The following is a 14,074-nucleotide window of genomic DNA, read 5'->3' on the forward strand; positions in this document are numbered from 1 at the left end:
CCAGGCGGAAACTCACCCGACCGTCGACCGGCCAAGAACCGCGGCACGCCCGGCCTCCAGCCGGGCCACCGGCACCCGAAACGGCGAACAGGAGACGTAGTCGAGCCCGAGTTCGGCGAAGAAGTGCACGGAGTCGGGATCACCGCCGTGCTCGCCACAGACGCCAAGGCCGAGATCGGGCCGAGCGCCCCGCCCAGCCCGGACCGCCGTCCTCATCAGGGCGCCCACCCCGTCGCGGTCCACCGACGCGAACGGCGACCCGGCGAGGATGCCGAGGTCAAGGTAGCGCGGCAGCAACGATGCCTCGACGTCATCCCGGGAGAAACCCCAGAGCAGCTGGGTGAGGTCGTTGGTGCCGAACGAGAAGAACTCGGCGCGCCGGGCGATCTGGTCCGCGGTGAGCGCCGCCCGCGGAACCTCGATCATCGTGCCGATCGGCAGGTCGATCTCCAGGCCGCTCTCGGTGCCGACCTCGGCCAGCACCCCGCGCACCCGGTCCCGGATGGCATCCAGCTCCGTCGCGGTGGAGATGAACGGAACCATGATCTCGGGACGGGGATCACCGCCTACGCTGCGGCAGCGCACCAGCGCCTCGGCGATCGCCCGCGCCTGCAGTTCCACCAGCCCCGGGACGGTGAGAGCGAGTCGGGCGCCGCGGCGACCCAGCATCGGGTTGGTCTCGTGCATGCTGCGCAGGACCGCCAGCCTCGCCCGGTCGGCGTCGTCGACCGGCCTTCCGGCGGCGTCCGCGGCGGCGATCGACACGGACAGCTCGGTGAGGTCCGGGAGGAACTCGTGCAACGGCGGATCGAGCAGCCGGACCGTGACGGGCAGACCGTCCATCGCGGTGAAGATCTCGACGAAATCCTCCCGTTGCGGGGGAAGCAGCCGGCTGAGCGCCTCGGTCCGCTCGGCCGGCGTTCCCGCGAGGATCATCTGCTCGACCAGGGTACGACGATCCCCGAGGAACATGTGCTCGGTGCGGCACAGCCCGATGCCCGCAGCGCCGAACCGGCGGGCCCGCGCGGCGTCCGGCCCGGTGTCGGCATTCGCGCGGACCCGCAGCCGGCGGGACCGGTCGGCGTGCCGCATCAGCCGGTCCACGGCGGCGACCAGGTCCCCGCCCGGCCGGGGATGGTCGAGGCGGCCGGCCTCGTCGGGACGGCCGGCCTCGAAGTACTCGACGACTGGTGATGGGACGAGTGGTACGGAACCGGGGTATACCGCGCCGATGGTCCCGTCGATGGAGAGGATGTCCCCCTCCCGCACGACCACGCCCCGCCCGGTGGTGAGGCGGCGGCCGGCGGGATCGACCTCGATCTCCTCGGCCCCGCACACGCAGGTCCGGCCCAATCCTCTGGCAACGACGGCGGCATGCGACGTCCGGCCGCCTCGGGAGGTCAGGATTCCGCGCGCCGCGAGCATGCCCGCGAGGTCATCGGGATTCGTCTCGCGGCGGACGAGGATGACCGGTCGGCCCTCGGCCGCCACCCGCACCGCCTCGGCGGCGTCGAAGACGGCCTCCCCCACCGCGGCCCCGGGCGCGGCGTTCACTCCCGTCGCGATCGGGGCGGGCCGGGCCGTGTCGTCGAAGCGCGGGAACATCAGGGTGGCGAGCTGGTCGCCGCTCACCCGGCACAGCGCCTCGTCGTCGTCGATGACACCGCCTTCGGCGAGCGTGGCGGCGATCCGGAAAGCCGCCGCGGCAGTGCGTTTGCCGACGCGGGTCTGCAGGATCCACAACCTGCCATGTTCGATCGTGAACTCGATGTCGCACAGGTCCCGGTAGTGCTTCTCCAGGCGCGTCATGATCTCGCGCAGTTCGGTGAAGGATGCCGGGTCGATCCGCTCCAGCTCGGCGAGGGGAACCGGGTTACGGATCCCGGCCACCACATCCTCGCCCTGGGCATTGGGCAAATAGTCTCCGTACACGCCGGGTTCGCCGCTGCCCGGATCCCGGGTGAAGGCCACCCCGGTGCCCGAGTCCGTTCCAAGGTTGCCGAACACCATCGCGACGACGCTCACTGCCGTCCCGAGATCGTCCGGAATGCGCTCGGTACGGCGGTACAGCCGGGCCCGCGGCCCGTTCCAGGAGTCGAACACCGCTCGGATCGCGAGATCCAGCTGCTCGCGGGGATCCTGGGGGAAGGGGCTGCCGGTGCGCTCGAGCACGATCCGCTGGTAGGTCGCGACGAGCGCCCGCAGGTCGTTCTCGTCGAGGTCGAGGTCGCTGCTGGTGCCCTTGGCCCGCTTCGCCGCCTCGAGGGCCGCGTCGAACGACGGCTCGCCGACGCCGAGGACGGTCCGGCCGAACATGGCCAGCAGCCGGCGGTAGGAGTCCCAGGCGAACCGCGGCGAACCTGACTGCTCGGCCAGGCCCAAGACGGCCTGATCGGTCAGGCCGATGTTCAGAATGGTGTCCATCATCCCGGGCATGGAGAACTTCGCGCCGGAACGCACCGACACCAGCAGCGGATCGTCGGCCTGGCCGAGCCGCCGTCCCCGGGCGGTCTCCAGGGCGGCAAGATGATGATCGATCTCCGCCCGTAGCCCGACCGGTTCGCCACCGACAAGATACTCCCGGCATGCCTGGGTGCTGATAGTGAACCCGGGCGGGACAGGCAGGCCGAGATTCGTCATCTCGGCGAGGTTCGCACCCTTACCACCGAGAAGATCCTTCATGTCCTTGTTGCCCTGGTGGAAGCCATACACGTAGCGCGCCATGGTCGTCCCTTCCGCCCCGGAGTGATACCCAGACGCTAACCCGCGGTAACGGTATGCGCAGCCAGAATGCCCATGATCAGCGAACGGAAGCGGACAGCGAGCCGAGAGCCTCCCAGTCGAGAGCTCCGGCCGTCAGGTCCCGGATCCAGGCCAGCAGACCGAGCCGCGCCGCCCGCACCGCCGGGTCGTCGGCCATCACCATCACCGCGTCGAAGAACACGTCGACGGCGGCCGGCAGGTCTCCGGCTGCGGCGACCAGCTCATCAAGGGAGATCGCTCCGGCCGCCGTCTCCGCGGTGACAGCCGAATCGGCACCGGAGGACGCGAGCCGCTGGGCGAGCGCTGTCACGACCTCCAGCAGGTCGATCTCGGCGGGTTCGGTGAGGCGCTGCGCGTCGAGCACCGCCGGGGTCCCGGCCGGCACGATCCGGCGGACCCGCTGCAACGCGGCGGCCAGGGCGGCGAAGCCGGCGGCGGGTGCGGACTCCCCCTGGACGAGCTGCCGCAGTGTCACCAAGGTGGCGGCCGCGCGGGCCGGCGTGCCGGTGAGCGGCCCGACCGCGCCGACCAGGCGGTGGTCCACCCCGGCATCGAGTAGTTGCTGGACGTAGCGGCCACGGACAAACGTCTCGGCGGCCTCGAGCGCCTCGGCGGACACCGGCACCGGGGTGAGTCGGGCGGCGCGGGCCAGCGCGCCGGTGACGGTGAGGGCGGCGAGCTCGGGCCGGCTGCCCAGGATCGCGGCGACCCCGAGCGCGGCCCGGCGCAACCCGAACGGATCCGAACTCCCCGTGGGGGCCGCGTCGAGCGCGAACAGCCCGACAAGCAGATCGAGCCGGTCGGCGAGGGCCAGCAGGCCACCGGGGGCGGTACCGGGCAGCTGGTCACCGGCCCGGCGGGGCAGCTCCATCTCAAAGAGGGCGACGGCGACTGCCTCGGGCTCACCGGCCCGGCGGGCATACTCCCGCGCCATCGTGCCGGCGAGGCTCGACAGCTCGATGACCATCTGGGTGGCCAGATCGAACTTGGCGAGCGCGGCCGCCCGGCCCAAGGTGGCCCGGTCGTCCTCACCGAGGTCGATCTCCTCGGCGAGGTCACGCGCCAGCGCCGCGATGCGGTCGGCCCGGTCCGCGACGGAGCCGAGCCGCTGTTCGAACGTCAGCTTCGCGAGCTCCGCCCGGAACGTCTCGAGCGGCACCGTGATGTCGGCGTCGTAGAAGAAGGCGGCGTCGGTGAACCGGGCCCGGATGACGTCCTCGTTGCCTGCGCGGACCAGCGCTTGGTCGACCTTACCATCGGCGACGGCTACGAACGACGGCAGCAGCCGCCCGGCGGCGTCACGCACCGGCAGGTAGCGCTGGTGCTTGCGCATGACGGTGGTGAGGATCTCCGCCGGCAGGTCCAGAAAGCGTTCCTCGAAGGACCCGAGGATCGGGCACGGGAACTCGACGAGGTTCGCCACCTCGGTGAGCACGTCCGCCTCGGCGACGAGGTCGATGTGACCGCCGGAGTCCGCGGTGAGCTTGGCCGCCTCCCCGACGACGAGCTCGCGGCGAACCACCGGGTCGAGCAGGATCGACCGGGCAGCGAGCAGTTCTGGGTAGCCGGACGCGCTCGGCACGTCGAGCGGCGGGGAGCCGGCCCGCCGGTGGCCGCGGGTGGTCCGACCGGCCGCGAGCGTCGACACCGTCACCGGCACCACGGTCTCGCCGAGCAGGGCGAGCAGCCAGCGCACCGGCCGGCTGAACGACAAGGTCGGATCGTTCCAGCGCATGTTGCGCTCCGCGCGCAGCCCCGCCACCAGCTCACCGAGCACCCCGGCCAGCACCCGGGCGGCGTCCCGGCCGGCCTCGGTGCGCACGAGCGCGACATGCTCGACACCGCGGTGGGTGACGACCTGGAGGCCGGCGGGATCCGCACCCTGACCACGCGCGAACCCGACGGCGGCCTTCGTCGGCGCGCCGGCGGCGTCGTAGGCGGCCGAGACGCGCGGGCCGCGGACGACCCGCTCGACGTCCGGCTCCCGGGGCGCCACCTCGTCAACGATCGCCACGATGCGCCGGGGAGTGCCCAGCACCCGGACCGCACCGTGCGTGAGGCGGGTGGCCGCCAGCCGCTCAACGAGGCCGGCGCGCACCGCCTCGATGGTCCGGGTCACCTCGGCCGCCGGGAGCTCCTCCGTCCCGATCTCGAACAGCAGGGTGGCCGGCGCCTCGGCCCGGGTGGTCACCGCGGCGGGCACCGCGGCCGGTGGCGGGGAGGCCGCCCCGAGGGGATGGCCGAGCTCCTCGCGGCGGTCCCGCCACAGCGTCGCGACCTCCCGCGACAGTCCGCGCATCTGCGCGAAGGAGGTGGCCCGCTCGGTGGTAGAGACCGCGCCCCGGGAGTCGAGGATGTTGAAGGCGTGCGAGCACTTCAGCACGTAGGAGTGCGCGGGGACGGGCAGCCGGGCGTCGATGAGCCGGCGGGCCTCGGCGGCGTAGTCGGCGTAGAGCCGGCGCACGGTGTCGATGTCGGCGTCGTCGAGGTAGTACCGGGACATCTCGTACTCGGCCTGGCCGAACACCTCGCCGTAGGAGATGCCGGGGGCGTAAGCGATCTCGCTGAAGTGGCGGACGCCCTGCAGGGCCATGAGGATGCGTTCCACGCCATAGGTGATCTCGACGCTGACGGTGTCGAGCGTCTGGCCACCGGCCTGCTGGAAGTAGGTGAACTGGGTGATCTCCAGGCCGTCGAGCCAGACCTCCCAGCCCAGACCCCAGGCACCGAACGCGGGCGAGGCCCAGTTGTCCTCGACGAACCGGACATCGTGGGCGGCGGTGTCGATGCCGAGCGCCGCGAGGCTACCCAGGTAGAGCTCCTGGGGGTTACCCGGATCCGGTTTGAGGATGACCTGGAACTGGGTGTGGGTCTGCAGCCGGTTCGGGTTGTGGCCGTAGCGGGAGTCGTCGGGACGGACCGAAGGTTCGACGTACGCGACCCGCCACGGCTCCGGTCCGAGCACCCGCAGCACCGTGGCTGGGTTGAGCGTACCGGCGCCGACCTCGGTGTTGAACGGCTGCACGATCATGCAGCCGCGGTCGGTCCAGTAACGGGTCAGCGCCAGCAGCGCGTCCTGCATGGTCAACATCGAGCGAGCCTCGGCATTTCGCTGTCGCGGTCACGAGTGGGGCGGGACACCCCGGCTCCGGAGACCGGACACCGGTCCGCCGGCGACCGGTGTCCGAAGAGAGCGGTCAGGCGATCAGGGAGGGGACTGTCCACAGGACATCGACACTCCGAATCCATGATCCATAAATTCACGATCAATAGATCTGCAAACCATAGATCCACAATCCATAGATCGTAGATTCCATGATGCTGGGTCGAGGCTACCGGTAACCACCGACAATCCCGCGGTTGGTCACGGCCGGCCGGCGCCCGGCGCACCGACGGAGCGCGGCGGCTCGCCGGGGGCCGCGGTGTCGGCGTCCGGCGTACGGTCGGACCGATGGGTCCGCGCCGAGCCGCCCGGCCCGTCCACCGACACCAGCACCTCGAAGGTGCCAGGCCCGTCAACCGCGAAGACGAGCAGCGGCGTCAGCGCGTACCGCACCTCGAAGGCGGACAACGCGCGACGCCACGCGCCCGGCCCGTCCCACTCGGTGGTCATCAGCCACGAGCCGGGTTCGTCGAGCGCCTGGGCGATCCGCCCACCACGGAATCCCGGGGCCCGGGCGAGCGCGTCGAGCGCCGGACGTGCCGCCGCGGCGAACCCCGCACCGCCCGGCACGGCGTCCCCAGGCACGGCGAAGGCGATCTGGGCGACGACCGGAGCACCGGCCGTCGGCACCGCCCAGTCGGGCACGGGGGAAGCGTCGGGTCCGGTCGGAACGTCGGGTCCGGTCGGAACGTCGGGTCCGGTCGGAACGTCGCGTCCGGTCGGAACGTCGGGCCCGGGCATCAGACGTGATGGGCGACGGTTCCGCCGTAGCGCCGGTCCCGTCGGGCGAAGTCCTCACAGGCGGACCACAGATCGCGCCGGTCGAAGTCCGGCCAGAGCGTCTCGACGAACGAGAACTCGGCATAGGCGGCCTGCCAGAGCAGGAAGTTGCTGAGCCTCTGCTCCCCGGAAGTCCGAATGACGAGGTCCAGATCGGGCATGTCGGGCTCGTCCAGGTAACGGCCGATGGTCGCCTCATCGATCCGATCGACGCGCAGCCGGCCCTCCCGCACGTCCCGGGCGATCGCCGCCGCGGCATCGGCGATCTCGGCCCGGCCGCCGTAGTTCACGCACATCACCAAGGTGAGCCGGTCGTTGTCACGGGTACGTTCCTCGGACGACTCCAGCCGCCTGATCACGTTCCCCCACAGCCGGGGACGACGACCCGCCCAGCGAACCCGCACACCGAGCGCGTGCATGTCCTCGATGCGCCGGCCGAACACCCCATCGGTGAAGCGCATCAGGAACGCCACCTCGTCCGGTGACCGTTTCCAGTTCTCCGTGGAGAAGGCGAACACCGACAACCATCGGACCCCGAGCTCGATTGCGCCCTCGACGCAGTCGAACAGGGCGTCCTCGCCGGCCTCGTGTCCTTTTGTTCGCGCCAGCCCGCGCATCTTCGCCCACCGTCCGTTGCCGTCCATGACGATGCCCACATGCCGCGGGACGAGACGCGACGGCAGGACCGGAGGTCGCGCGCCGGAGGGATGGGGATGCGGATCGCGAAACCGCGTCTTCACATCATTACGCAGCGCCACCGACTACCTCCCCGCACCCGTCCGGGGCGGCTTCAAGCCGCAATCCGTCCTGCCGGTCCCAGCCATCACCACATCGTCCCCCCGTCGGCGCCGGGTCGCGCCGGACGCACCCACCGCCGCTTTCCGCCTCACCATGTCCGTCCTCGTCCTTCCGCCACGGCCCGTCCCACCGCCGTCCCGCTCTCAATGGTCCCGTTCCCCGGCGGTCGCACCCAGGCCGCCCGGCCCGCCTCGCCGGGATGACCGTCCCGGCCCACACGCAAGACCTCCACCACGGCGCCCGGCCGCGTCACGCCCTCTCCAGATGAGGCAGTGCGCGAAGCCCGCGTTCGAGATGCCACTGGAGATAGGCGGCGGCGATGCCACCGGCCTCCCGCCGGGCGCGGGCGTCACTGACCAGTGCACCGTCCCAGTCACCGCGCAACAGATCCGCGAGCAGCCGCACCGCACCCGCGGACACCGACGCCGCACCGTGCGGGCGACATTGCGGGCACACTACGCCGCCGCCCGGCACGGACAACGACAGGTGCAGCCCGGGCCCACCGCAACGCGCGCAGTGGTCCAGGGCCATCCCATACCCGGACACCGCGAGCGCCCGCAAGAGGAACGCGTCGAGGACGAGCGCGGGTGGGCGCTCGCCGCCGGCGAGCGTACGCAGACCACCCACGAGCAGGAGGAACAACCGCAGGGCGGGCTGGCGTTCCTCGCTGGTCAACCGCTCGGCGGTCTCGAGCATCACCGCGGCCGCAGTGTACCTCGGGTAGTCAACGGCGATCGTGGCGCCGTAGGGAGAGATGATGTCCGCCTGGGTGACCGTGTCCAGCGCCCGGCCGGAATGCAGCAGCAGATCGACGTACGTGCCCGGCTCCAGCCGCGACCCAAACCGCGAGGACGTCTTGCGGACACCCTTGGCGACGGCCCGCACCCGACCGGTCCGACGGGTGAGCACGGTGATGATGCGGTCGGCCTCGGCGAGGGGGGCCGTGCGTAGGACGACACCTTCGTCGCGATACACCGGCACCCGCCCATGGTTGCACGGTCCCGATTTCATGCGGTGAAGCGAGGTCGCCCGGCAGATGGCCGGTACCGGCCGGATGTTCTCCTGAGGAACCCGCAGGGCATCCCGGTCCATAGCCGGGGGGTAGGTATGGCAGTACATTGCGGCATGGATGCGGCATGGATGCGGCATGGATGCGGCATGGATGCGGTGCCGGCGGCGCCTCGGTGGGGCCGGCGGCGAGCCGGCTCAGAACCCCAGGCGACGCAGCTGGCGCGGATCGCGCTGCCAGTCCTTGGCGACCTTGACGTGTAGATCGAGGAAGACCGGGGTACCGAGCAGCGCCTCGATCTGCGTGCGGGCGCGGGAACCGACCTCCTTGAGGCGGGATCCGCCGGTCCCGATGACGATCGCCTTCTGGCTGGGCCGCTCGACGAAGACGTTCACCCGGACGTCGAGGAGAGGACGCTGCGCCGGCCTGCCCTCCCGGGAGACCATCTCCTCCACCACGACGGCGAGCGAGTGCGGCAACTCGTCGCGGACCCCCTCCAAAGCCGCCTCACGGACGAGTTCGGCGACCATCACCTGTTCCGGTTCGTCGGTCAGCTCCCCACCGGGGTACAGCGCAGGCCCGGCGGGCAGCCGGGCGACAAGCACGTCGGCAAGCACGTCGACCTGGTAGGAGCGCACCGCGCTGACTGGAACGATGTCACTGAACTCGCCGAGCCCGGCGATCTCGAGCAGACGGGCGCCGATCCGATCGGGATCGGCGACCCGGTCTGTCTTGGTGAGGATGGCGACCACCGGGGTGCGCTTGGGCAGCCGGGACAGCTCCTCGGCGATGGAGCGGTCCCCCCGGCCGGCCGGCTCGTCCGCGGGCATGCAGAAACCGACGACGTCGACCTCGGACAGCGTGGCCCGCACCACGTCATTGAGCCGCTGCCCGAGCAGCGTGCGCGGCCGGTGCAGCCCCGGGGTATCGACCAGGACGAGCTGGGCGTCGTCGCGGTGGACGATGCCGCGGATGGCGTGCCGAGTGGTCTGTGGTCGCCCGCTGGTGATGGCGACCTTCGTCCCTACCAGCGCGTTCGTCAGCGTCGACTTGCCGGCGTTGGGTCGTCCGACGAGGCAGGCGAAGCCGGCCCGGAACGGCACCGAGGTCGTTGTCGACACGCTAGGTGGTCACCCTGGTCCGGGCGACGCCGTCCGAGCCGGCGAGGAACACCGGGATCCCGGCGCCGAACTCGGCCAACGTCGCCAGGTCGGCGCGGTCGAGCTCGTCCTTCTGCGTGACCACCGCGGCGGCTTCGAACCGGCGGGCGCCACTGGACACCGCGGCGGCCACCGCCGCGCGCAGCGCCGAGATCGCTAGCTCGGCCCGGCCCAGGCCGAGAGTCGCCGCCGCGTAGGTGCGACCGTCGGTGTCGCGCAGCGCCGCCCCCTCCGCAGGGTCGCCCGAGGGGGCGTAGGCACGCAGCCGCGCCGCCCTGGCCAGCACCACGAGCTTCGCGTCCTCTGCGGCGAGGTCGAGAGCCGGGGCGCCGTCGGCCGAGTTGCCATCGGCAGGCACGGTTCCCGACCGGGTCGCGTCGGCGGTCACGAATTCACCTTTCTGTCCGACGACGAGCTGCGCACGGGTTCGCCGCCGTCGTCGGATCGGGGAGGCTGCGAGCCGTCGTCGCCGTTCGACGGATGCGGCAACCGCTGGACGACCACGGTGCCAATCTGGTTACGTCGGCCGGCGGCCCGTTCCGCCGACAGCCGCAACCCACCGACCGTGACCGTCGCACCCGGGATGGGCACCCGTCCCAGGGCCGTGGCCAGCAGGCCACCGACGGTGAGGCTGTCATCCGCACCGGGCAGGTCGTCCACGTCGAAGTCAAACAGCTTCGCCAGATCGTCGACGTCGAGCCGGGCGGTCACCCGCGCGGTGTTGGCGTCGATCCACTCCACCGGCGGAACCTCGTTGTCGTACTCGTCGGTGATCTCACCAACGATCTCCTCGAGGATGTCCTCGATGGTGACGAGTCCGGCGGTTCCACCGTACTCGTCGATGACGATCGCCATGTGGGTACGCGACGCCTGCATCTCACGGAGCAGGTCGTCCGCGGGCTTACTCTCGGGCACGAGTGCGGGTGAACGCATGATCTCGGCGATCGCACCATCCTCGCCCCCCTCCCGTTCCCGGCGGACCATGTCCTTGAGGAAGGCGATCCCCACCACGTCGTCGACGCTCTCCCCGATGACGGGGATCCGCGAGAAGCCGCTGCGCAGGGCCAGCGCGAGAGCCTGCCGGACGGTCTTCGTCGACTCGATGAAGACCATGTCCGGACGCGGCACCATCACCTCGCGCACCAGGGTGTCCCCGAGCTCGAACACCGACGCGATCATGTCGCGTTCCTCGCGCTCGATGACCTCGTTCTCCTCGGCGAGGTCGACGAGATCGCGCAGCTCGGCCTCGGATGCGAAGGGACCATCCCGGAAACCAGGGCCGGGGGTGACCGCGTTGCCGAACGCGATCAGCAGCCGGGGCAACGGCCCGAAGATCCGCGCCAGCCGGACCGTGAGACCGGCGCTGGCCAACGCCACCGCAGGGGCGTGCTGGCGGCCCAGGGTGCGGAACATCACCCCGACGAGGATGTACGCGACCAGGGTCGAGGCCAGCGTCCCGAGGCCGATCGCGGCGAACCCGGCCCCGTAGGCGTGCACGAACAGCACCGTGATACAGGCCGCAGCGAGCATCTCCGCGACGATGCGCAGGAGCAGCAGCAGCGCGAGGTAGCGGCCCGGATCGGCCACGACGGTCGCCAGGTTCCGGGCGCCGGCCCGGCCCTGGCGGGAGAAACCCTCGACCGTCACCCGGGAGACCCGGGTCAGGGCCGCGTCGATGCCGCCGAGACCCGCCGCGGCAAGCGAGCCCATCACGGCGATGAAGACGAGAAAAAGATCACTGGAACTCATGCGGACCCCTCTTGTGCCGGGTCAGCGTGCGGGCGCGGCAGGGGGCTCTCCGGCGCCACCGCCACGGCCCTGGTCACCGCCACGGCCCTGGTCACCGCCACGGCCCTGGTCACCACGGCGGCCCTCGCCGCCGTCCGCGGCACCGCGGGCGCCGTCCGCGGCACCGCGGGCGCCGTCCGCGCCGTCCCACGACGCGAGCAGCTGGCTCTGTACCTTCCACATCTCGCGTTCCTCGTCCGGCTCGGCGTGGTCGTAGCCGAGCAGGTGCAGGATGCCGTGGGTGCACAGCAGGGACAACTCGCGATCGAAGGAGTGACCGGCCTGCTCCGCCTGCCGCCGCGCGACGTCCGGGCACAGCACGACGTCGCCGAGCAGGGTGGTCGGATCGTCGTCGACCGACTCCGACCACGAGGCGTCAAAGGCGTCGTCCTGCGGGAAGGACAGGACGTCGGTCGGACCCTCCTCGCCCATGTACCGGACGTGCAGATCGGTCATCGCCTTCGGCTCCACCAGCATCACCGAGAGCTCGGCGAGCGGGTTCACCTTCATCGCGTCGAGCACGAACCGGGCGAGCGCGGCCAGCCTCACCTCGTCGACGTCACTCGCGCCCGACTCGTTGGCAACGAATACGGCCATCAGCGGTCCTCTCCGACCGCGGCGACGGTCACCGTCGGTCCCGACGAGCAGACCGGGCCGGAGCGGGTGGCGGCGCACTGGCCGCGTCCCAGCGGGCGTAGGCGTCGACGATCTCGCTCACGAGCCGGTGCCGAACCACATCGGAGCTGGTCAGGGATGCAAAATGGACGTCGTCGAGGCCGTCGAGGATCTCCCGGACCACCCGCAGCCCGCTGCGGGTGCCGCTGGGGAGGTCGACCTGGGTCACGTCCCCGGTAACGACGATCTTCGCGCCGAAGCCGAGCCGGGTGAGGAACATCTTCATCTGTTCCGGCGAGGTGTTCTGGGCCTCGTCGAGGATGATGAAGGCGTCGTTCAGCGTCCGGCCGCGCATGTAGGCCAGTGGGGCCACCTCGATCGTGCCGCCCTGCATCAGCCGCGGGATCGAGTCCGGATCGATCATGTCATGCAGCGCGTCGTAGAGCGGCCGCAGGTAGGGATCGATCTTCTCGTACAGGGTCCCCGGCAGGAACCCGAGGCGTTCCCCCGCCTCGACCGCGGGGCGGGTCAGAATGATCCGGTTCACCTTCTTGGCCTGCAACGCCTGAACGGCCTTCGCCATGGCGAGGTAGGTCTTGCCGGTGCCGGCCGGCCCGATCCCGAAAACGATGGTGTGCTGGTCGATCGCGTCGACGTACCGCTTCTGGTTCAACGTCTTCGGCCGTATCGTCCGGCCCCGGCTGGAGAGGATGTTGAGGGTGAGAACCTCGGCCGGCCGCTCCTCGGCGCCGCTGCGCAGCATCGCCAGCGAATGGTCGACATGCTGCGGGCTGAGCTCCGTCCCGGCGTCGAGCAGCGCGATGAGCTCGGCGAACAACCTGGCGGCGAGCTCGTTCTCAGCCGGAGCGCCGGTAATGGTGATCTCGTTGCCACGCACGTGGATATCCGAGGAGAAAGCCTTCTCGATGGTACGGAGCAGCTGATCCTGGTGACCGAGCAGACTCACCATGCTGTGCGGACCGGGTACGACAATGCGCGTCTGGACCCTGGTGTCGGGCGCGACGGGTGGCATAACGGATTCGGGCATAAAGAGCGGCCAGCGAGGCCGGGGCACCTCTCAGGATTGATGATCGCGGTGGGCGGCGCGGCGCGGCGCGGAGGGCCGACACCGGACAGAACCCCTCCAGCCGGAGGGACCACCCAGCGAGGCGGACCACGGACGCTACCTGACCAGTCTATCCATCATCGCGCCAGGCCGTCCCAACGACCGAGGTCCGCGAACACGACCGCCGCGGCCACGACGCCGGCGGTGGATGTGCGCAGCACCGTCGAACCGAGCCGCGACACGATCGCTCCGGCCTCGCCCAGCGTGGCCAGTTCCAACTCGGACACCCCTCCCTCGGGGCCCACGACGAGCACCAGCTCCGCCGCCAAGGCGGCCGGAGCCACTCGCTCCGGCAGCTCAACCGAGCGAGCCAGGCCAACCAACGGTATGGTCGCATCCTCGTGCAGGAGGACGGCAAGCGCCGCCGCCCGCACCCGCTCGACAACCTCCTTCAGGCCGGCCAACTCGCCCACCACCGGCCAGTGCAGTCGGTGGGACTGCTTCGACGCCTCCTCCGCGGCTCTGACCCAGCGTTCCCGGGCCCGCACGCCACGGACACCCTCCCAGCGGGCCACGGACCGGGCCGCCGACCACGGGACGATCTCGTCGACACCGACCTCGGTCAGCATCTCCACCGCCCGCTCGCCCCGATCCCCCTTGGCAAGGGCCTGCACGACAACCAGCCGGGGGCTCGGGGCCGCGGCGGCGACCCGGCGCCGGACCGCGCAGTCGATCTCATCCCGCCGGGCGGCAACGACCTCGCACTCCACCGCACGGCCGAGACCGTCGGTCACGTCGACCGGCTCCCCCGGCCGCAGCCGGCGCACCATGGCCGCATGGCGACCCTCCGGACCGGCGAGGGTGAACGAGTCCGCGATCGGCAGCGGCGACAGCCGGAACAGGGCGCTGGTCAGGATACATCCTCTCCGCAG

At 71.1% G+C, this 14,074-nt stretch carries 11 protein-coding genes; all 11 read right to left on the bottom strand.

Annotated features, from left to right (window positions below; all coding sequences use genetic code 11):
• Window positions 1–12 precede the first annotated feature (12 nt).
• The gene (gene ppdK / locus AC08OO_RS03310; protein WP_476608967.1) at window positions 13–2,724 is read right to left on the bottom strand and encodes a pyruvate, phosphate dikinase; all 2,712 of its coding nucleotides are present in this window, start codon (window positions 2,722–2,724) and stop codon (window positions 13–15) included.
• Window positions 2,725–2,800: 76 nt separating this feature from the next.
• A complete protein-coding gene (locus tag AC08OO_RS03315; protein ID WP_476608966.1) occupies window positions 2,801–5,854 on the bottom strand; it encodes a glycine--tRNA ligase in 3,054 nt (1,017 codons plus the stop codon).
• A gap of 273 nt (window positions 5,855–6,127) precedes the next feature.
• Window positions 6,128–6,571, bottom strand: coding sequence for an antibiotic biosynthesis monooxygenase (locus AC08OO_RS03320; RefSeq protein WP_476608965.1), 444 nt, complete (start codon window positions 6,569–6,571; stop codon window positions 6,128–6,130).
• A 95-nt stretch (window positions 6,572–6,666) separates the two neighbouring features.
• Window positions 6,667–7,464, bottom strand: coding sequence for an isoprenyl transferase (locus AC08OO_RS03325; protein WP_043590755.1), 798 nt, complete (start codon window positions 7,462–7,464; stop codon window positions 6,667–6,669).
• Between the two features lie 289 nt (window positions 7,465–7,753).
• On the bottom strand, window positions 7,754–8,485 hold the full coding sequence (gene recO, locus AC08OO_RS03330) for a DNA repair protein RecO (protein WP_476606124.1): 732 nt from the start codon (window positions 8,483–8,485) through the stop codon (window positions 7,754–7,756).
• Between the two features lie 225 nt (window positions 8,486–8,710).
• Window positions 8,711–9,634, bottom strand: a complete 924-nt coding sequence (gene era / locus AC08OO_RS03335) for a GTPase Era (RefSeq protein ID WP_476608964.1) — start codon at window positions 9,632–9,634, stop codon at window positions 8,711–8,713.
• A 1-nt stretch (window position 9,635) separates the two neighbouring features.
• Window positions 9,636–10,061, bottom strand: a complete 426-nt coding sequence (locus AC08OO_RS03340) for a hypothetical protein (RefSeq protein WP_011435714.1) — start codon at window positions 10,059–10,061, stop codon at window positions 9,636–9,638.
• Window positions 10,058–11,422 (bottom strand): hemolysin family protein, encoded by a 1,365-nt coding sequence (locus tag AC08OO_RS03345; protein WP_476606126.1) that lies wholly within the window; start codon window positions 11,420–11,422, stop codon window positions 10,058–10,060. The genes AC08OO_RS03340 and AC08OO_RS03345 overlap by 4 nt, the downstream gene beginning before the upstream one ends.
• A gap of 21 nt (window positions 11,423–11,443) precedes the next feature.
• Window positions 11,444–12,058, bottom strand: coding sequence for an rRNA maturation RNase YbeY (gene ybeY, locus AC08OO_RS03350; RefSeq protein ID WP_476618223.1), 615 nt, complete (start codon window positions 12,056–12,058; stop codon window positions 11,444–11,446).
• A 28-nt stretch (window positions 12,059–12,086) separates the two neighbouring features.
• Entirely contained in the window at window positions 12,087–13,124 is a 1,038-nt protein-coding gene (locus AC08OO_RS03355) for a PhoH family protein (RefSeq protein ID WP_476608962.1), read from the bottom strand.
• Window positions 13,125–13,279: 155 nt separating this feature from the next.
• Window positions 13,280–14,020: a 16S rRNA (uracil(1498)-N(3))-methyltransferase gene (locus tag AC08OO_RS03360; RefSeq protein WP_476608984.1), complete on the bottom strand. Its 741-nt coding sequence runs from the start codon at window positions 14,018–14,020 to the stop codon at window positions 13,280–13,282.
• Window positions 14,021–14,074: the final 54 nt, after the last annotated feature.

The sequence above is a fragment of the Frankia sp. CeCAU1 genome (assembly GCF_977971845.1).